Source organism: Hydrogenophaga borbori, from assembly GCF_003417535.1.
Lineage (GTDB): Bacteria > Pseudomonadota > Gammaproteobacteria > Burkholderiales > Burkholderiaceae_C > Hydrogenophaga > Hydrogenophaga borbori.
The window spans coordinates 18724-36922 of the sequence record NZ_QVLS01000015.1; the positions used below are offsets into that span (position 1 = coordinate 18724).

Here is an 18199-nt window from a genome sequence, read left to right on the forward strand (position 1 = left end):
TCCCCTCACCCCAGGAGCCATCCCCCCATGCCCGTCGACCAACAGGCGCTGATGCAGGCGCTGCAAGCCGTGCAGGACCCGAACACCGGCCGCGACTTCGTTTCCACCAAGGCCCTGAAGAACCTGCAGGTGCAGGACGGCGAGGTGTCCTTCGACGTCGAGCTGGGCTACCCGGCCAAGAGCCAGATGCCCGCGCTGCGCAAGGCCCTGGTGGCGGCGGCGCGCTCGGTGGCGGGCGTGGACAACGTATCGGTGAACCTGCACACCAAGGTCATTGCGCACGCCGCGCAGCGCGGCGTGGCGCTGTTGCCGCAGGTGAAGAACATCATCGCCGTGGCCTCGGGCAAGGGCGGCGTGGGCAAGAGCACCACGGCCGTGAACCTGGCGCTGGCGCTGGCGGCCGAGGGCGCCTCCGTGGGCGTGCTCGATGCCGACATCTACGGCCCCAGCCAGCCCATGATGCTGGGCATCGAGGGCCGGCCCGAGAGCATCGATGGCCAGACCATGGAGCCGCTGGAAAACTACGGCGTGCAGGTCATCTCCATCGGCTTCCTCATCGACCGCGACGAGGCCATGATCTGGCGCGGCCCCATGGCCACGCAGGCGCTGGAGCAGCTGCTGCGCCAGACCAACTGGAAGGACCTCGACTACCTCATCGTCGACATGCCGCCCGGCACCGGCGACATCCAGCTCACGCTGTCGCAGCGTGTGCCCATCACGGGCGCGGTGATCGTCACCACGCCGCAGGACATCGCCCTGCTGGACGCGCGCAAGGGCATCAAGATGTTCGAGAAGGTGGGCGTGCCCATCCTGGGCATCGTGGAAAACATGGCCGTGCACGTCTGCGAGAAGTGCGGTCACGTGGAGCACATTTTCGGCGCCGACGGCGGCAAGAACATGGCCGCCGAGTACGGCATGGACTACCTGGGCGCGCTGCCCCTGAACATGAGCATCCGCGTGCAGGCCGACGGCGGCCGGCCCACCGTGGTGGCCGACCCCGAGGGCGAGATCGCCGGGCTGTACAAGTCGGTGGCGCGGCAGGTGGCCATCAAGATCGCCGCCAAGGCCAAAGACTTCTCGTCCAAGTTCCCCAGCATCAAGATCTCCAGCGACACCTGATCAGGGCCGTCATGTGCCCTACCGCCGACGCGGTATGGCACCCGGGAGCCGCTTGGGCTTTCATCGCGGTTTCACCTGAGAGGCCGCGCATGAAGACACCCGCCCACCGCATCCAGCGCATGTCGCGCCACGACCTCGGCCTGGCCCTGCACTGGGCCGCGCGCGAGGGCTGGAACCCTGGCCTGCACGACACGGAGATGTTCCACGCCATCGACCCGCGCGGCCACTTCATGGCCTGGGTGGGCGAGCGGCCGGTGGCCAGCATCAGCGGCCTGCGCTATGGCGTGGGCTACGGTTTCATCGGCCTGTACATCGTGGAGCCGGCGTTCCGTGGCCGGGGGTTGGGCCTGGCGGTGTGGAACGCGGCGCTGGAGCACCTGAGGGGCTGCGTGGCGGGGCTGGACGGCGTGGTCGCGCAGCAGCACAACTACGCGCGCAGCGGCTTCGAGCTGGCCTGGCGCAACCGGCGCTACAGCGGGCACGGCCTGGGCCCGCGACCGCCGCACCCGGCCACCGTGCGCCTGGCGGGCCTGCCCTTCGACGATCTGGCCGCCTACGACCTGGCCTTCCACCCCGAGCCGCGACCGGCCTTCCTGCAGGCCTGGATCCGCCAGCGCCGGGGCACGGCCCTGGGCTGGCTGCAGGATGGGCGGCTGCGCGGCTACGGCGTGCGCCGCGCCTGTGTGCAGGGCCACAAAATCGGTCCGCTGTGCGCCGACACCCCGGCCATTGCCGAGGGCCTGCTGCAGGCCCTGTGCGCGGGCGTGGCGCCGCAGGAGGCCGTGCACCTGGACGTGCCCGAGCCCAACCACGAGGCCCGGGCGCTGATGGAGCGCCACGGTTTCGTGGCAGGTTTCCCCACGGCGCGCATGTACCGCGGCCCGGCGCCGGCCATCGATCTGGCGCGGCAGTACGCGTTGACGGCGCTGGAGATCGGTTGAGCGTCGAGAGGGGCGGTCGATGCACCGCCCAGGGCCGCGCGGCGGCGGCCCTGGCGGAGGGCTCAGGCGAGCTGCAGGAGCCGGGCGGCGTCCGACGCGTCCAGCAGCGCGAGCCTGGGGTGCGGGTGCTGCGCCACGTCGCGGCCATTCAGGTGAAGCGTGCCGTCAAACAGGACGGCGTTCACGCCCGCTTTGCCTCTGGAGTCGATGGCTTGGGAATCCAGGATGCCGAACATCAAGCGCTTGTCGGGGTTGTTCCGCTGGGGCATTTCGATGCGAGCGGTGACCGTGCGGTCTCCCAGCGTGCACACCCGGCGGTCTTCGCCTTTGGCCAGCATGTCGTGGCAGATCGCCTGCATGCAGGCTTTCAGCTTGTCTTGCAGCTCTTGGGTCGATGCGGGTTCGGGCGGCACCGCGGCACTCTCGGACACGAACGGCTCGGCCAGCGCCGCGGCATAGGCCTGCGGTGTGTACCCCTGCGGCAGCGAATCGGCGGTGGTGAACACCACCGGCTGAGGCTGGGCCAGGGCGCGCAGGCTGTCCCGGTACTCCCGGCGATTCGGGAGGTCCTGCCTGGGCAGGTCGGTGACCACGGTGCGGATAACGCATTGCTGGGCGTCGCGTACCCGAGGGGTGGTGTTGAAATGGAAGTGCTTCTTGAAAAAGGCCTTGGCGCTGTGCTTGAAGCCCGGCTTCGCCGTCTTGGGCGCACGCGCCGCCGGCGCTTGCGGCTGGAGGAATTTGTTGAGCTTGGCGAGTGACTGGGCCGACGGCTGCTTCGGGTGGTGGGATTTGTGCTGGCGGGAGAGCTTGAACGGCATGGGTGAGCGCTTCGTAGATGGGCCAGCCGCTTGTCCAGGGGGCAGGGAGCCGGCGCGGTAGTGAACGCTCGATGGGTAACGCCAACCCGCCCGCTGGTGCTCGGCCATGTGGCTGGCAGCCGCCATTCCTGGTCACATGGCCGATGCCCGTCCCGTTGCGGGTTTAGCCCGCCGCCTTCTCGCGCTCGCGCAGCCTGAAGCGCTGGATCTTGCCGGTGGCGGTCTTGGGCAGCTCGTCCAGGAACTCGATGAAGCGCGGGTACTTGTAGGGCGCCAGGCGCTCCTTCACGAAGGCCTGCAGCTCGGCCGCGCTGGCCTGCTGGCCGGGCTTGAGCACCACGTAGGCCTTGGTCTTGGTCAGGCCGTCGCTGTCTTCCTTGCCGATGACGGCCGCCTCCAGCACGGCGGGGTGCTGCACCAGCGTGGCCTCCACCTCGAAGGGGCTGACATAGATGCCGCTCACCTTGAGCATGTCGTCGTTGCGGCCCGCGTAGGTGTAGGTGCCGTTGGGGTTGCGCAGGTACTTGTCGCCGCTCTTGGTCCAGGCGCCCTGGAAGGTGTCGCGGCTCTTGGTGCGGTTGTTCCAGTACATCAGCGCGGCGCTGGGGCCCTTGATGTAGAGGTCGCCGATCTCGGAGGAGCCGTCGGCGTTGTCGGCCACGGGACGGCCGTCCTCGCCGCGCAGCTCCACCTCGTAGCCCGGCACGGGCCGGCCGGTGGTGCCGTAGTGCACCTCGCCCGGCGCGTTGGACAGGAAGATGTGCAGCATTTCGGTGGAACCGATGCCGTCGATGATTTCGACGCCGAAGTGGCGCGTCCAGCGCTCGCCGATGTCCTGCGGCAGCGCCTCGCCGGCCGAGGAGCACAGGCGCAGCGCCACGGCGTCCCTGGCCGGCAGATCGGGGCTGGCCAGCATGCCGCCATAGCCGGTGGGCGCGCCGCAGAAGATGGTGGGGCGGTGCACGGTCAGACGCTGGAAGCAGGCCTGCGGGGTGGGCCGCTCGGCCATCAGCACGACCGTGGCGCCCACGCTGAGCGGAAAGCTCAGCGCATTGCCCAGCCCGTAGGCGAAGAAGAGTTTCGCGGCGGAGAAGACCACGTCGTCCTCGCGCATCTTCAGCACGCCCTTGCCGTAGAGCTCGGCGGTCCAGTACAGGTTGCCTTGGGTGTGCACCGTGCCCTTGGGCGCGCCGGTGGAGCCGCTGGAGTAGAGCCAGAACGCGGGCTCCTCGGCGTGCGTGTCGGTGGGCTCGGCGGGCGCGGCGGCCTGGAGCAGGGCATCGAAGGCGTGGGCGCCCGGGGGAAGCCGCTGGCCGCGCGAGACGATCAGGTGCTTCACGCCGTGTGTGCCCAGGGTCATGGCCTCCTGCACGGTGGGCAGCAGCGCGCCGCTGACGATGGCCGCCTGCGCTCGGCTGTCGCCCAGCATGTAGGCGATGTCCTTGGCCGGCAGCAGCGTGTTCACCGCCACCGGCACCACGCCGGCGTACAGCGCGCCCAGGAAAGCCACGACCCAGTCGCTGCTGTCCTGCGCCAGCAGCAGCACGCGCTCCTCGCGGCGCAGGCCCAGGGACTGCAGCGCGCCCGCGCAGCGGCGCACGGCGTCGGCGAGCTGGCCATAGCTGAGCGTGCCCTGGTCGTCGATGAGCGCGGTCTTGCCCGCACGCGTGGCATTGAGGTCGAGCAGATGGCGGGCGAAGTTGAAGCGCGCCGGCGGCGCGGCCACGGTGTCGGGGCTCATGGCGGTCTCCTCGGAATCGTGGGCTCAGTAGGTCAAGGCGGTGGCGCTCGCGGCCAGCGCGTCCAGCGCGGCGGTGCTGGCCTGCACGGCGCTGCGGCGGTGGTAGAAGCCCAGGGCGCGCAGGCCGCCGAGCTCTTCGCCGCCGCCCGCGCGGCCCGGTCCGCCGTGCAGGGAATGCGGCATCACGTTGCCGTGGCCGGTGTGCAGGCTGGCCACGTCGGGCGAGATGGCGTGCACGCGGCCGTGGCTGTCGGCCAGCTCCAGCGCGGCGCGCGCCACGAAGGCGGGGTCGGCGCTGTAGACCGAGGCCACGAGCGAGCCCTGGCCGCGGCGGATGAGTTCGAAGGCCTGGGCGTCGCTGTCGTAGGGCATGAGCGTGGACACGGGGCCGAAGACCTCCACGTCGTGCAGCACGCGGGCCTTCACCGGGTCGCTGGTGCCCAGCAGCACGGGCATGGCGCAGGCGGCCACCGCGGGGTCGGCGTCCACCAGGGCCTGGGCGCGGCCGTCGTACAGCGGCGTGGCTTCGGCGAGCAACTGGGCCAGGCCTTCCTGCACGCCATCGAATTGCGCGCGGCTCACCAGCGCGCCCATGCGCACGGCCTCGTGGCGCGGATTGCCCACGCTGATCTTGGCCAGCTTGGCGCCGATCGCCTGCGCGGCGGCGTCGTAGAGCGCGCGCGGCACGAAGGCGCGGCGGATGGCCGTGCACTTCTGTCCGCTCTTGACGGTCATCTCGCGCACCACCTCGTTCACGAAGAGGTTGAAGGCTTCGTCGCCGGCGGCGGCGTTCGGGTCGAGCAGGGCGCTGTTGAGGCTGTCGGCCTCGATGTTGCAGCGCACCGAGCGCTCGGCGATGGCCGCATGGCCACGGATCTGCGCGGCCGTGCCGGCCGAGCCGGTGAAGGACAGCACGTCGAAGGGCTGCAGCGCGTCCAGCAGGCCGGCGGAGGAGCCGCAGATGACCGACAGCGCGCCAGCGGGCAGCACGCCGGCCTCCACCACGTCCTGCACCATGCGCTGCGTCAGCCAGGCGGTGGGCGTGCCGGGCTTCACCACCACGGGCACGCCGCTGAGCAGGGCGGGCGCGGCCTTCTCCCACAGGCCCCAGCTGGGGAAGTTGAACGCGTTGATGAACAGCGCCAGGCCGCGTGTGGGCGTGAGGACGTGCTGGCTCTGGAAGGCCGGGTCCTTGCCGAGGCGGATGCGTTCGCCGTCGAGCAGGGCGCGCGCGTCGCCGAGTTTGTCGCCCCACTTGGCGTACTGGCCGATGGTGAAGATGCCGCCGTCGATGTCCACGGCCGAGTCGCGCGTGACGGTGCCGGAGTTGGCGGTGGCGATGGCGTAGTAGTCGTCGCGCTTGGCCTGCAGCACCTGGCCGATGGCGCCGAGCAGACCGGCGCGCTCGCGGTAGCTGAGCGCGCGCAGCGCGGCGCCGCCCTGTTCGCGCGCGAAGGCAAAGGCGCTGGCCAGATCCAGACCTTCGCGGCTCACGCGCACGAGTTCGGTGCCCAGCACCGGGTCGAACAGGGGGGTTCCCGGGCCTTGGCCCATTTGGGCTTTACCGGCAACGATGTTGGGCAGCAGGGGGGTGGTGGTCATGGTGGGCTCAATCAAACCGGGGGGCTGGTGTCAAAACCGGTGAAGCGATAAAGTGCACTATGTTGCGTGCGGCGAAATGTGCATTAAAGTGCATGTCTTGCCATTTTGCAAGCCCGCAAACCCTAAGCCCGACCAACCATGCCCACCATGGACGCCGACGCCAGTGCCGCCACCGCCAGCCCCGCCGCCGAGGATGAGGGCCGGCACCCTTTCCTCGTGGCGCTCGGCGAGCGCGTGCGCACGCTGCGCTCGCGCCGCGGCATGACGCGCAAGGCCGTGGCGCTGGCGGCCGACGTGTCCGAGCGCCACCTGGCCAATCTCGAGTACGGCACCGGCAACGCCTCCATCCTGGTGCTGCTGCAGGTGGCCGAGGCGCTGCACTGCCCGCTGGCCGAGCTGATTGGCGACGTGAGCACCAGCTCGCCCGAGTGGCTGCTGATCCGCGAGATGCTGGCGGGCCGGCCCGAGACCGACCTGCGCCGCGTGCGCGTGGCCATCGGTGCCGCGCTGGGCCAGTCGCAAACGGAGAGCGACAGCACCCGGCACACGCGCATCGCGCTCATCGGCCTGCGCGGCGCCGGCAAGTCCACGCTGGGCCAGCGCCTGGCGGATGAACTCGGTTATGCCTTCATCGAGCTGAGCCGCGAGATCGAGAAGTTCGCCGGCTGCAGCATCGACGAGATCCACGCGCTCTACGGCACGCCGGCCTACCGGCGCTACGAGCGCCGCGCGCTGGAGGAGGCGATCCAGATCTACCCCGAGGTGGTGATCGCCACGCCCGGCGGCCTGGTCTCGGACGCGGCCAACTTCAACGTGTTGCTGGCCCACTGCACCACCGTGTGGCTGCAGGCGGATCCGGCCGACCACATGGGCCGGGTGGCGGCCCAGGGCGATCTGCGGCCCATGGCCGCCAGCCGCGAGGCGATGGAAGACCTCAAGCGCATCCTCGCGGGCCGTTCGGCCTTCTATTCCAAAGCCGATCTGCACTTCAATACCAGCGCCTACGCGGGCGTGGACGAGGCCTACGCCGCCCTGCGGGAGCGGGTGCAGGCCCTGATCGCCGCCCCCGGCGGCTGAGCGACCCGGCCGACCAACGGCCGGGACATGCATAAAAATGCATTGACTGCACTTTGATGCATGCATTATTATTCCGGTCATGCCGGCGGCGCCTGCCATGGTCCGCTGGCCAAGCCCCACCCTCCCGAGGAGACCGCCATGAGCCACCCCGCCCCCGTCGACTACCGCACCGAACCCAGCCAGTACCGCCACTGGAAGCTGTCGGTGAACGGTTCCACCGCCACGCTGGCCGTCGACATCAACGAAGACGCCGGCATCCGTCCTGGCTACAAGCTCAAGCTCAACAGCTACGACCTGGGCGTGGACGTGGAGCTGCACGACGCCGTCAACCGCATCCGCTTCGAGCACCCGCAGGTGCGCACCGTGGTGGTGACCAGCGGCAAAGACCGCGTGTTCTGCTCGGGCGCCAACATCTTCATGCTGGGCCTCTCCAGCCACGCCTGGAAGGTGAACTTCTGCAAGTTCACCAATGAAACGCGCAATGGCCTGGAAGACTCCTCCAAGAACAGCGGCCTGAAGTTCATCGCCGCGGTGAACGGCGCCTGCGCCGGCGGCGGGTACGAGCTGGCCCTGGCCTGCGACGAGATCGTGCTGGTGGACGACCGCAGCAGCGCCGTGAGCCTGCCCGAGGTGCCGCTGCTGGGCGTGTTGCCCGGCACCGGTGGCCTGACCCGCGTGACCGACAAGCGCCACGTGCGCCACGACCTGGCCGACATCTTCTGCACCACCAGCGAAGGCGTGCGCGGCCAGAAGGCCGTGGACTGGCGCCTGGTGGATTCCATCGCCAAGCCGCAGCAGTTCGCCGCCCACGTCGCCGCGCGCGCCGAGGCCCTGGCCGCGCAGAGCGACCGCCCGGCCGATGCCAAGGGCGTGGCCCTGCCGCGCATCCAGCGCACCGACAGCGCCGACGGCATCGCCTACCCATACGTCAACGTCGCCATCGACCGCGCCAAGCGCACCGCCACGCTGACCGTGAAGGCGCCCGGCAGCGCCCAGCCCACCGACATTGCCGGCATCGAGGCCGCGGGCGCCTCGTGGTGGCCGCTGCAGATGGGCCGCGAACTCGACGACGCCATCCTCAACCTGCGCACCAACGAGCTCGACATCGGCACCTGGCTGATCAAGACCGAGGGCGACGCCGCCGCCGTGCTGGCCAGCGACGCCACGCTGCTCAAGCACCAGAACCACTGGTTCGTGCGCGAAACCATCGGCCTGCTGCGCCGCACCTTCGCCCGCCTGGACGTGTCCTCGCGCAGCCTGTTCGCGCTGGTCGAGCAGGGTTCGTGCTTCGCCGGCTCGCTGGCCGAACTGGCCTTCTGCGCCGACCGCACCTACATGCTCGCGCTGCCCGATGACGAGGCGAACGCGCCCAAGATCACGCTGGGCGAGTTCAACCTGGGCCTGCTGCCCATGGTGAACGGCCAGTCGCGCCTGCAGCGCCGCTTCTATGAAGAAGCGCCCGCCATGGAGGCCGTGCGCGGCGCCGTGGGCCAGGCGCTGGACGCCGACGCGGCCTTCAAACTGGGCCTGGTCACCGCCGCGCCCGACGACATCGACTGGGCCGACGAGGTGCGCATCGCCATCGAAGAGCGCGCCGCCATGTCGCCCGACGCGCTGACCGGCCTGGAAGCCAACCTGCGCTTTGCCCAGAAAGAGAACATGCTCACCCGCATCTTCGGGCGCCTGTCCGCCTGGCAGAACTGGATCTTCATCCGCCCCAACGCCGTCGGCGACAAGGGCGCGCTCAAGGTCTACGGCAAGGGCGACAAAGCGCTTTTCGATTTCAACCGAGTCTGACCCACCCACCGAACCCGAGGAAGAACGACATGTCCACGATCAACTACAGCGAGAAGATCCCGAACAACGTCAACCTGTCCGAAGACCGCACGCTGCAGCGCGCGCTGGAAGGCTGGCAGCCCAACTTCATCAACTGGTGGGACGACGTCGGCCCCGAGGGCTCGACCAACCACGAGGTCTACCTGCGCACCGCGGTCAGCGTGGACCCGCAGGGCTGGGCCCAGTTCGGCCACGTGAAGATGCGCGACTACCGCTGGGGCATCTTCCTCAACCCCGGCGAGGCCGAGCGCAAGATCCACTTCGGCGACCACAAGGGCGAGGCCGCCTGGAACGACGTGCCCGGCGAACACCGGGCCAACCTGCGCCGCATCATCGTCACGCAGGGCGACACCGAGCCCGCGTCGGTGGAGCAGCAGCGCCACCTGGGCCTGACCGCGCCCAGCATGTACGACCTGCGCAACCTGTTCCAGATCAACGTGGAAGAGGGCCGCCACCTCTGGGCCATGGTCTACCTGCTGCACAAGCACTTCGGCCGCGACGGCCGCGAGGAGGCCGAGGCCCTGCTGCAGCGCCAGTCCGGCGACCAGGACAACCCGCGCATCCTGGGCGCGTTCAACGAGAAGACCCCCGACTGGCTGGCCTTCTTCATGTTCACCTACTTCACCGACCGCGACGGCAAGTTCCAGCTGTCGGCGCTGGCCGAGTCCGCCTTCGACCCGCTGGCCCGCACGACCAAGTTCATGCTGACCGAGGAAGCCCACCACATGTTCGTGGGCGAGAGCGGCGTGTCGCGCGTGCTGCAGCGCACCGCGCAGGTGATGAACGAGCTCAAGACCGACGACCCGGCCAAGGTGCGCGCCGCCGGTGCCATCGACCTCGGCACGGTGCAGCGCTACCTGAACTTCCACTACTCGGTCACCATCGACCTGTTCGGTGCCGACCAGTCGAGCAACGCCGCCATCTTCTACAGCTCGGGCCTCAAGGGCCGCTACGAAGAGGGCAAGCGCACCGACGACCACGTGCTCAAGGGCCAGACCTACAAGGTGCTCGAGGTGCAGAACGGCCAGCTCGTGGAGAAGGAAGTGCCCATGCTCAACGCGCTCAACGAGGTGCTGCGCGACGACTTCATCACCGATTCCGTGGCGGGCGTGAACCGCTGGAACAAGGTGCTGGAGAAGGCCGGCATCCCCACGCGGCTGACCGTGCCGCACAAGGCCTTCAACCGCCAGATCGGCGCGCTCGCGGGCATCCGCCTGTCGCCCGAGGGCCGCGTCGTCAACGCAGCCGAATGGGAAGCGAAGAAGGCCGAGTGGCTGCCCACGCCGGAAGACTTCGCCTTCGTGGCCTCGCTGATGGGCCGCGTGGTCGAGCCGGGCAAGTTCGCCAACTGGATCGCGCCGCCGGTGATGGGCATCAACCGCCAGCCGGTGGATTTCGAGTACGTGCGATTCGGGTAAATCCCCCTGCGCGGCTTCGCCGCTCCCCCCTTAGAAAGGGGGGCGATGCCAGCGGCCCGGCACAGCCGGTTCCGCGGCATCCCTGGTTGAGGCCCGGGCACTCCCACGGGCCTCGCCTTTTTCTGGAGTAGGTTTATGAACGCCCCTGTTGAACTCGCTGTCATCCAGCAGCACCTGATCGACCCCGAAATCTGCATCCGCTGCAACACCTGCGAGGCGACCTGCCCCGTGGACGCGATCACGCACGACTCGAACAACTACGTGGTCGACGCGAGCAAGTGCAACCTGTGCATGGCCTGCGTGCCGCCGTGTCCCACGGGCTCGATCGACAACTGGCGCACCATGCCCAAGGCGCGCGCCTATTCCATCGAGGAGCAGTTCGGCTGGGAGTCGCTGCCTGCCGAGCTGCCGCCCGAGGAGCTGGCGGCCGCCGGTGCCGAGGCGCCCGTGGCCGACGCGTCCGCCCCGGCGCCCGCCCCCACCGCCGCCACGCTGGAGGACACCTTCGTCGCCAGCCGCTACGGCGCCACGCTGCCGCCCTGGTCGGCCGCGCACGCCTTCACCAACCTCTACGGCCCCAAGGCCGCGCAAAAGACCATCACGGCCACCGTGGTCGGCAACCTGCGCGTCACCGACGTGGGCACCGACTACGACACCCACCACATCGTGCTGGACTTCGGCGCCATGCCCTTTCCCGTGCTGGAAGGCCAGAGCATCGGCGTGGTGCCGCCGGGCACCGACGCCAAAGGCCGCCCCCACCACGCGCGCCAGTACAGCATCGCCAGCCCGCGCAACGGCGAGCGGCCGGGACACAACAACCTCTCGCTCACCATCAAGCGCGTGCTGGAGGACTACGACGGCAAGCCGGTGCGCGGCGTGGCCAGCAACTTCATGTGCGACCTCAAGGTGGGCGACAAGGTGGAGGTGATCGGGCCCTTCGGTTCGAGCTTCCTCATGCCCAACCACCCGAAGAGCCACATCGTGATGATCTGCACCGGCACCGGCTCGGCGCCGATGCGCGCGATGACCGAGTGGCGCCGCCGCCTGCGCGCCTCGGGCAAGTTCGAGGGCGGCAAGCTCCTGCTGTTCTTCGGTGCGCGCACGCAGCAGGAACTGCCGTACTTCGGCCCGCTGCAGAGCCTGCCCAAGGACTTCATCGACACCAACTTCGCCTTCAGCCGCACGCCGGGCCAGCCCAAGAAATACGTGCAGGACGCCATGCGCGAGCGCGCGGCCGACCTCGCTGCGCTGCTGAAGGACCCGAACACCCACCTCTATGTCTGCGGCCTGAAGAGCATGGAGGAGGGCGTTGTGCTGGCGCTGCGCGACATCGCCACGGGCGCCGGGATGGATTGGGAGAGCGTGGGCGCCGCGCTGCAGCGCGAAGGCCGGCTGCACCTCGAAACCTACTGACGCCCGGCGGGGTTCAGTAGAGGTACACCGCGCCGACGTCGCTGCCCGACCGGTCGGCCTGGTCGCCCCCGATGCCGGGGCTGGCGTTGACCGCCGAGGGGCTGCCCGCCGCCAGTGCCGCGCGGGGGGGCCCCACGCCAGCGCCCTGGTCCGACAGGGCGAGGGTGGAGCCGAAGCCGTCGCCGCGCAGGGTGTTCGAGGGCTTGAGGTAGGCCTGCTGCCGCCACCCCGCCGCGGTGCGCCGGAAGAGATAGGCCGCGCCGCTCCAGGGGGCGCTGTTGTCGCCCTGGTCGGCCTGCAGGCCCCGTGCGGCGCTGCCCTCGCCGGGGGCACCCACCGCCAGCGTGGCGCCATCGCGGGACAACACCACGCTGGCGCCGAAGTTGTCGTTGGCGTCGGCGTTCGATGCCTTGACGTAGGTCGACTGGCGCCACTGGCCACCCTGGCGGTCAAACAGGTACGCGGCCCCGCTGGCCGTGGCGGCGTTGTTGTGGGGATCGCCATCGATGCCTCTCGCGCCGCTGGCTTCGTAGGGGCTGCCCACGGCCATGGCCTGGCCATCGGCCGACAGCGCGATGGCAGCGCCGAACGCGGCGTTGCCCAAGGTGTTGGAGGCTTTCACGTAGGCCTGCTGACTCCAGGTGTCCCGGGCCCGACCGAAGACGTACACCGCGCCGCTGCTCTGGGCGGTGTTGTCGTCGGGGTCCCCGCCCACGCCCGTGGCGGCGCTGGATTCGTTGGTGGCGCCGACGGCCAGCGTCTGACCGTCGGCCGACAGCGCCAACGCGGCGCCGAAGCCGTCGTCGGCGTCGGCGTTGGAGGCCTTGACGTAGGCCTGCTGCGTCCAAGCGGCGGCGGCGAGGGCGAACACGTAGGCCGCGCCACTTCGCCGCCGGCTGTTGTTGTCCGCCCCGTTGATGGCGCGGGCATCGCCCGATTCGTCGGGTGCGGTCACGGCCAGGACGGTGCCGTCGCCCGACAGCGCCACTTGCCAGCCGAACCGGTCGCCCGCATCGGCGTTCGACGCCGCGACCCGGACCGGAAGGCCCCAGGCAGCGGCACCGCCCCCGCGCGTGAAGACAAAGGCGCTGCCGCTGTGGCCGACGTCACCGCTGCCAGTGGGCGCGCCCACCGCCAGCGTCGCGCCGTCGGCGGACAAGGCCAGGCTGTAGCCGAACAGGTCGCCCGGTTCCGGCGCCGGGGGCGCCAGTCGGGACGCCTGCGCCCACTGAGCGCCCGTGCGGGCGAAGACGTAGACCGCGCCGCCGCTGCCCCGGCCCGACGCGCTGCCCGGTGCGCCGACGGCCAGGAACTGCCCGTCGGCCGACACGGCCACGCTCTGGCCGAAGCGGTCGTTGTCGGCGGGGGCGGCGGCCTTGACGTAGCCGATGGCCGGCACCAGCGCGTCGCTCACCCGCTGCTCGGCGGTGTCGACGCAGTCCTGGTCGCGGCAGACCTGCAGCCGGTAGCGCGCGTTCACGCGCTCGGGCAGAAAAACCCCATGGTCGTATTGCGTGGTGTCGGCCGGCAGGTCGGCGATGGGCGTGTAGCCCGAGGCGCCGTCGGGGTCCTCGAGCAGGCGGTAGCCGGTTTCGCCGGCGGCGTCGTTCCAGGTGAAGCGCAAGGTCTTGATGGCGGCGGGCGTGAGCGTGAAGCCCAGGGTGGCGTCGCTGGGAAACCCGACGGTGGCGGACGAGGTCACGGCGCTGGAGCCGCCGCCGCAGGCCGCGAGGGCACTGGCCAGCAGAAGCAGGGAAGCGCGGATCGCGCGGCGGATGTCGGGTGTCATGTCGAGGCCGGCAGTCAGGAAAGCCCGCGATTGGATCGGCGATCTCGTGCGCCATCCATACGGCCTAGGCGGTAGTTCTTGCACCCATCAGGGCAAATAAATCCTTCGCCGTGGCGCGGGCAAACCCCGGCGGGGCCCCGGGCATCTCCGGGGGGGAGGCCGACGGATGGCGTACAGTCGTCGTTCCCTATGCATGCTGCCCATACGTCTCCCGTGCCGGCCCGGCATCGCCCCGTGATCGAGGTCGATGTCGTGATGCGCCGCGAGCCCGTGCAGGGGCCCATGGCGCACTGGCAGCCCTGGCGCTGGGTGCTGGCCGATGTGCTGCTGCGCGCCGAGCCCGACGAGGCCGCCCGGCTGGCGCCGGACGAGGCGCACCGGCCGCAGGCGGTCGAGCCCATCGATGCGGGCGCGGTGGCCGACGGCAGCCAGCACTGGCTGCACCCGCGCTTTCGCGTCGAGCTGTTCCGCGACGACGCCGAGGGCTACTTCCTCAACCTCAGCAGCCCCCGGCCCTGTTTCTGGGTCATGTGGCGCGCCGAGGGCGAGGCCCTGGTCGGGGGCGAGCCCCTGGCCGTGCCCCTGATCGTGACCCTGAGTTACCACGACGCCGGCCGCTGGCTGGACGCGCAGGAGCGCGTGGACCAAGTGGCCGCGCCGCCCGAGGTGGTGGACTGGCTGCGCGCTTTCGTCGACGCGACCTACGTGCCCGAGCCGAAGCGGCGCCAGCGGCCCCAGAGCTTTCGGCCGCTGACGGACCGCTTCGGCCAGCCGGTGCGCGTGAGCACGGACAAGCCGCGCGGCGGCAACGGAGGCCATTGAGGTGGCGGACGAGGGCGGCGGCTTCCTCTCGCGCTGGTCGCGGCGCAAGCAGGCGGTGCGCGAGGGCCAGGCGCTGCCGCCCGAGCCGGCGGCCGCGCCGCCGGGCGCGGAGCCGGTGCCCGCGGCCCCGGTCGCATCGGCCCCGTCGGCCGCTTCGCCCGCTTCGGCCCTGCCGCCCGCCGACGCGCCGCGCGACAGCACCCCCTCACCCACGCTGGACGACGTCGCCCGGCTCACTCCCGAGGCCGACTTCAGCCGCTTCGTCGCGCCCGACGTCTCCAGCGAGGTGCGCAACGCCGCCGTGAAGAAGCTCTTCGCCGACCCACACTTCAACGTGATGGACGGCCTGGACGTCTACATCGACGACTACAGCCTGCCCAGCCCGCTGTCCAAGGCCGACATGGCCAAGATGGTTGGCGCGCGCTTCCTCAAGCTGGTGGACGACCCGGAAGACGAGAAGGCGCCCGCGCCGGCCAGCGAACCCACACCGAGCGGCGGACCCACCGCCGCCATCCCCGGCGCCTCCCCCGCCGACACGCCCCCCACCCACGATGACCACGCTGATCTGCAACTGCAACCAGACCATGCCCCTGGACCCGAAGGCCCTGGGCGCGGCGCTGGATGAAGACCTGACGACGCACACCACGCTGTGCCGGCGCGATGCGGCCGCGTTCCAGCGCGCCAGCCGCAGCGGCGACGAACTGGTGGTGGCCTGCACGCAGGAAAGCCGCCTGTTCACCGAGCTCTCGCAACAGACCGAGGGCGCGGTACCGCTGGACGTGCGCCCCATCCGTTTCGTGAACCTGCGCGAGACCGGTGGCTGGGGCCGCGAGGCCAAGGCCGCCACGCCCAAGATGGCCGCGCTGCTGGCGGCCGCGCGCCTGCCCGACCCCGAGCCCGTGCCCACGGTGAGCTACCAGAGCGAAGGCCGTCTGCTCATCGTCGGTCCGCTCGACGCCGCCGAGCGGATCGCCGCGCAACTGGCGGATGCGCTCCAGGTCACCGTGTTCGCGCAAGGCGGGCGGGGCCAGCAGGCGCGTGCCTGGCCGGTGCTGGGCGGGCAACTGGGCGCCATCCAGGGCTGGCTCGGCGCCTTCGAGGTCGAGTGGTCCAGCACCAATCCCATCGACCTGGACCTGTGCACGCGCTGCAACGCCTGCGTGGCCGCCTGTCCCGAAGGCGCGATCGGCCTGGACTACCAGATCGACCTCGACCGCTGCCAGAGCCACCGCGCCTGCGTGCAGGCCTGCGAGGCCGTGGGCGCCATCAACTTCCAGCGCGACGCCGTCCCGCACCGCGATCGCTTCGACCTCGTGCTCGACCTGCGCGACGCGCCCGCGTTCGTTCAGCACGCGCCCCCGCAGGGCTACTTCCACTTGCCCGGCGGCCTGCGGCACGACAAGGGCCTCGAGACCCTGGTCCGACTGCGCGAGATGGTGGGCGAGTTCGAGAAGCCCAAGTTCTTCACTTACAACCACAAGCTCTGCGCGCATGGCCGCAACGAGACCGTGGGTTGCGACGCCTGCATATCGGTCTGCTCGGCGCAGGCCATCCGAAGCGAGGTCGAGCGGCAGCAGATCGCCGTCAACCCCAACCTCTGCGTGGGCTGCGGCGCCTGCACCACCGTCTGCCCCACGGGCGCGCTGGGCTTCGCCTACCCGCGCGCCAGCGAGCAGGGCAACCGGCTGCGCACCGTGCTGTCCACCTACGCCAAGGCCGGTGGGAAAGAGGCGGCCGTGCTGCTGCACAGCCAGACCGCCGGCAGCGAACTCATCGAGGCCCTGGGCCGCGAGGCCGTGCTGCGGCCCAAGGCCATCAAGGGCGTGCCCGCGCGCGTGATTCCGCTGCCCTTGTGGCACACCGCCTCGGTCGGCCTGGATGTGTGGCTCAGCGCTTTCGCCTACGGCGCCTCGCAGGTCTGGGTGCTGATGACGGACGAAGAGGCGCCGCAGTACCGCGAGGCCTTGCGCGAGCAGATGGCGGTGGCCCAGGCCATCGTGAGCGGCCTGGGCTACGCGGGCACGCACTTTCGCCTGATCGAGGCGCGCGACGCGGCCACGCTGGACGTGCAATTGGCCTCGCCGCCGGCGCAGGGCGTGAAGCGCCGCGCGAGCTACGCGGTGCAGCGCGAGAAGCGCGCCACCATGGAACTCGCGCTCGACCACCTGCTGCAGGACAGCGCCGCGCACCCGCGTGCGGTGGACGCCGTGCCCTTGCCCGCGGCCTCGCTGTTCGGCGCGGTGAACGTGAACAAGGACGCCTGCACCCTGTGCCTGAGCTGCGTGAGCGCCTGCCCGGCCAACGCCCTGCTCGACAATGCCGAGCGACCGCAGCTGCGCTTCGTCGAGAAAAACTGCGTGCAGTGCGGCCTGTGCGCCACCACCTGCCCCGAGGACGCCATCACCCTGCAGCCCCGCCTGCTGCTGACCGAGCAGCGCCGCCAGCCGCGCGTGCTCAACGAGGCCCAGCCCTACGCCTGTGTGCGCTGCGGCAAGCCCTTTGGCACGCTCAAGGGCGTGGAGCTGATGCTGGGCAAGCTGGCCGGCCACGCCATGTTCCAGGGCGAGGCGCTGGAGCGCCTCAAGATGTGCGGCGACTGCCGCGTGGTGGACATCTACAGCAACCCGAACGAATCGCGCATCACCGACCACTGAGACACGCCGCCATGATGGAACGCATCCCCGTCTCCTCCACGCTCGACGAAGAAACCGCGCGCGCCGAGGTCTATGGCCTGCTGGCCGCGCTGTACTACGCGCCGCCCGGCGCCGAGCTGCTGAGCCAGCTGCGCGTGGCCGCCACCGAGGCGCCGGCGGCGGGCGCCTTTCTCGAGGAGCCCTGGCGCCAGGTCGTGGCGGCCGCGCGCGAGCGCGACGACGCGGCCATCGCCGACGAGTTCGACGCCCTGTTCGGCGGCGTGGGTAAGCCCGAGGTTCACCTGTTCGGCTCGCACTACCTCAGCGGTTTCCTGAACGAAAAGCCGCTGGCCCAGCTGCGCGGCGACCTGGCCGCGCTGGGCCTGGCGCGCGAAGAGAGCATGCCCGAGACCGAAGACCACGTGGCCTACGTGTTCGAGGTCATGCGCTACCTGATCGCTGGCGACGACGTCGAGGTGGCCAACCTCATGCGCCAGCGCGAGTTTTTCACGAAGCACGTGCAGACCTGGGTGCCGCAGCTGTGTGAGACCATCGCGGCCCAGCCCCGCGCCGGCTTCTATGCCGCGCTCGCGGGCTTCACGCAGGCCTTCATCGGGGTCGAGGCGCAGGGCTTCGACCTGCTGGCCTGACCGGTATCACGCACACAGGAGCAGGCATGGCAGGCAAGGGCTATTGGATCGGTCGCGTCGACGTGGACGACCTGGAGCGCTACAAGCTGTACGTGGAGGCCAACGCGGCGCCGTTTCGCGAGTACGGCGCGAAGTTCCTGGTGCGCGGCGGGCGCTTCGAATGCGTGGAGGGCACCAGCCGCTCGCGCAACGTGGTGATCGAGTTCCCCTCGTACGAACAGGCCATGGCCTGTTACCGCTCGCCGGGCTACCAGGCCGCCATCGCGCTGCGCGCGCCGGTGTCGGTGATCGACCTGATCATCATCGAAGGCCACGAAGGCGCGCAGCCCTGAGCGGT

15 protein-coding genes are annotated in these 18199 nt (G+C 70.4%); 11 read left to right on the plus strand and 4 right to left on the minus strand.

Features of this window, described 5'->3' with window-relative positions; genetic code table 11:
• Nucleotides 1-27 precede the first annotated feature (27 nt).
• Together apbC and DY262_RS19985 are read left to right on the plus strand one after the other, a co-directional pair.
• The gene (apbC, locus tag DY262_RS19980) at nt 28-1119 is read left to right on the plus strand and encodes an iron-sulfur cluster carrier protein ApbC (protein ID WP_116960831.1); all 1092 of its coding nucleotides are present in this window, start codon (nt 28-30) and stop codon (nt 1117-1119) included.
• 89 nt (nt 1120-1208) lie between these two features.
• Complete coding sequence (locus tag DY262_RS19985; RefSeq protein WP_116960832.1) at nt 1209-2060, plus strand: GNAT family N-acetyltransferase; 852 nt, start codon at nt 1209-1211, stop codon at nt 2058-2060.
• A gap of 62 nt (nt 2061-2122) precedes the next feature.
• On the opposite strand, the gene DY262_RS19990 is transcribed toward DY262_RS19985, so the two are convergent.
• The 3 genes from DY262_RS19990 to DY262_RS20000 form a co-directional block, all read right to left on the minus strand.
• A complete protein-coding gene (locus tag DY262_RS19990; RefSeq protein ID WP_116960833.1) occupies nt 2123-2881 on the minus strand; it encodes a hypothetical protein in 759 nt (252 codons plus the stop codon).
• A gap of 163 nt (nt 2882-3044) precedes the next feature.
• Nucleotides 3045-4622: a benzoate-CoA ligase family protein gene (locus DY262_RS19995; protein ID WP_116960834.1), complete on the minus strand. Its 1578-nt coding sequence runs from the start codon at nt 4620-4622 to the stop codon at nt 3045-3047.
• Nucleotides 4623-4646: 24 nt separating this feature from the next.
• A complete protein-coding gene (locus tag DY262_RS20000) occupies nt 4647-6224 on the minus strand; it encodes a 3,4-dehydroadipyl-CoA semialdehyde dehydrogenase (RefSeq protein ID WP_116960835.1) in 1578 nt (525 codons plus the stop codon).
• 147 nt (nt 6225-6371) lie between these two features.
• Here DY262_RS20000 and DY262_RS20005 point away from each other — a divergent pair, with 147 nt between their 5' ends.
• The 4 genes from DY262_RS20005 to boxA all read left to right on the plus strand — a co-directional run bounded on the left by DY262_RS20005 (nt 6372) and on the right by boxA (nt 11968).
• Nucleotides 6372-7301, plus strand: coding sequence for a helix-turn-helix transcriptional regulator (locus tag DY262_RS20005; RefSeq protein WP_116960857.1), 930 nt, complete (start codon nt 6372-6374; stop codon nt 7299-7301).
• Nucleotides 7302-7439: 138 nt separating this feature from the next.
• Nucleotides 7440-9098 carry a 2,3-epoxybenzoyl-CoA dihydrolase gene (boxC, locus tag DY262_RS20010; RefSeq protein WP_116960836.1) on the plus strand — a complete coding sequence of 553 codons (1659 nt, stop codon included), beginning with the start codon at nt 7440-7442 and terminating at the stop codon, nt 9096-9098.
• Between the two features lie 29 nt (nt 9099-9127).
• A complete protein-coding gene (gene boxB / locus DY262_RS20015; protein WP_116960837.1) occupies nt 9128-10555 on the plus strand; it encodes a benzoyl-CoA 2,3-epoxidase subunit BoxB in 1428 nt (475 codons plus the stop codon).
• Between the two features lie 135 nt (nt 10556-10690).
• Nucleotides 10691-11968: a benzoyl-CoA 2,3-epoxidase subunit BoxA gene (boxA, locus tag DY262_RS20020; protein ID WP_116960838.1), complete on the plus strand. Its 1278-nt coding sequence runs from the start codon at nt 10691-10693 to the stop codon at nt 11966-11968.
• Between the two features lie 13 nt (nt 11969-11981).
• Here boxA and DY262_RS20025 read toward each other — a convergent pair whose 3' ends face one another.
• The gene (locus DY262_RS20025; protein WP_116960839.1) at nt 11982-13757 is read right to left on the minus strand and encodes an FG-GAP repeat protein; all 1776 of its coding nucleotides are present in this window, start codon (nt 13755-13757) and stop codon (nt 11982-11984) included.
• A gap of 189 nt (nt 13758-13946) precedes the next feature.
• Between DY262_RS20025 and DY262_RS20030 the strand changes: the two genes are divergently transcribed.
• The 5 genes from DY262_RS20030 to DY262_RS20050 are packed head-to-tail and all read left to right on the plus strand — an operon-like array spanning nt 13947 to nt 18194.
• Complete coding sequence (locus DY262_RS20030) at nt 13947-14579, plus strand: DUF3305 domain-containing protein (RefSeq protein WP_116960840.1); 633 nt, start codon at nt 13947-13949, stop codon at nt 14577-14579.
• Between the two features lies 1 nt (nt 14580).
• A complete protein-coding gene (locus DY262_RS20035; protein ID WP_116960841.1) occupies nt 14581-15204 on the plus strand; it encodes a DUF3306 domain-containing protein in 624 nt (207 codons plus the stop codon).
• The gene (locus DY262_RS20040; RefSeq protein WP_116960842.1) at nt 15164-17233 is read left to right on the plus strand and encodes a 4Fe-4S binding protein; all 2070 of its coding nucleotides are present in this window, start codon (nt 15164-15166) and stop codon (nt 17231-17233) included. The genes DY262_RS20035 and DY262_RS20040 overlap by 41 nt, the downstream gene beginning before the upstream one ends.
• A gap of 11 nt (nt 17234-17244) precedes the next feature.
• The gene (locus tag DY262_RS20045; RefSeq protein WP_116960843.1) at nt 17245-17862 is read left to right on the plus strand and encodes a TorD/DmsD family molecular chaperone; all 618 of its coding nucleotides are present in this window, start codon (nt 17245-17247) and stop codon (nt 17860-17862) included.
• 26 nt (nt 17863-17888) lie between these two features.
• Nucleotides 17889-18194, plus strand: coding sequence for a DUF1330 domain-containing protein (locus DY262_RS20050; protein ID WP_116960844.1), 306 nt, complete (start codon nt 17889-17891; stop codon nt 18192-18194).
• Nucleotides 18195-18199: the final 5 nt, after the last annotated feature.

What these genes read in the sequence shown, in the direction of transcription:
- apbC (WP_116960831.1), top strand. Translation starts at nt 28, where the DNA reads ATGCCCGTCGACCAACAGGCGCTGATGCAGGCGCTGCAAGCCGTGCAG.
- DY262_RS19985 (WP_116960832.1), top strand. Translation starts at nt 1,209, where the DNA reads ATGAAGACACCCGCCCACCGCATCCAGCGCATGTCGCGCCACGACCTC.
- DY262_RS19990 (WP_116960833.1), bottom strand. Translation starts at nt 2,881, where the DNA reads ATGCCGTTCAAGCTCTCCCGCCAGCACAAATCCCACCACCCGAAGCAG.
- DY262_RS19995 (WP_116960834.1), bottom strand. Translation starts at nt 4,622, where the DNA reads ATGAGCCCCGACACCGTGGCCGCGCCGCCGGCGCGCTTCAACTTCGCC.
- DY262_RS20000 (WP_116960835.1), bottom strand. Translation starts at nt 6,224, where the DNA reads ATGACCACCACCCCCCTGCTGCCCAACATCGTTGCCGGTAAAGCCCAA.
- DY262_RS20005 (WP_116960857.1), top strand. Translation starts at nt 6,372, where the DNA reads ATGGACGCCGACGCCAGTGCCGCCACCGCCAGCCCCGCCGCCGAGGAT.
- boxC (WP_116960836.1), top strand. Translation starts at nt 7,440, where the DNA reads ATGAGCCACCCCGCCCCCGTCGACTACCGCACCGAACCCAGCCAGTAC.
- boxB (WP_116960837.1), top strand. Translation starts at nt 9,128, where the DNA reads ATGTCCACGATCAACTACAGCGAGAAGATCCCGAACAACGTCAACCTG.
- boxA (WP_116960838.1), top strand. Translation starts at nt 10,691, where the DNA reads ATGAACGCCCCTGTTGAACTCGCTGTCATCCAGCAGCACCTGATCGAC.
- DY262_RS20025 (WP_116960839.1), bottom strand. Translation starts at nt 13,757, where the DNA reads ATGACACCCGACATCCGCCGCGCGATCCGCGCTTCCCTGCTTCTGCTG.
- DY262_RS20030 (WP_116960840.1), top strand. Translation starts at nt 13,947, where the DNA reads ATGCATGCTGCCCATACGTCTCCCGTGCCGGCCCGGCATCGCCCCGTG.
- DY262_RS20040 (WP_116960842.1), top strand. Translation starts at nt 15,164, where the DNA reads ATGCCCCTGGACCCGAAGGCCCTGGGCGCGGCGCTGGATGAAGACCTG.
- DY262_RS20045 (WP_116960843.1), top strand. Translation starts at nt 17,245, where the DNA reads ATGATGGAACGCATCCCCGTCTCCTCCACGCTCGACGAAGAAACCGCG.
- DY262_RS20050 (WP_116960844.1), top strand. Translation starts at nt 17,889, where the DNA reads ATGGCAGGCAAGGGCTATTGGATCGGTCGCGTCGACGTGGACGACCTG.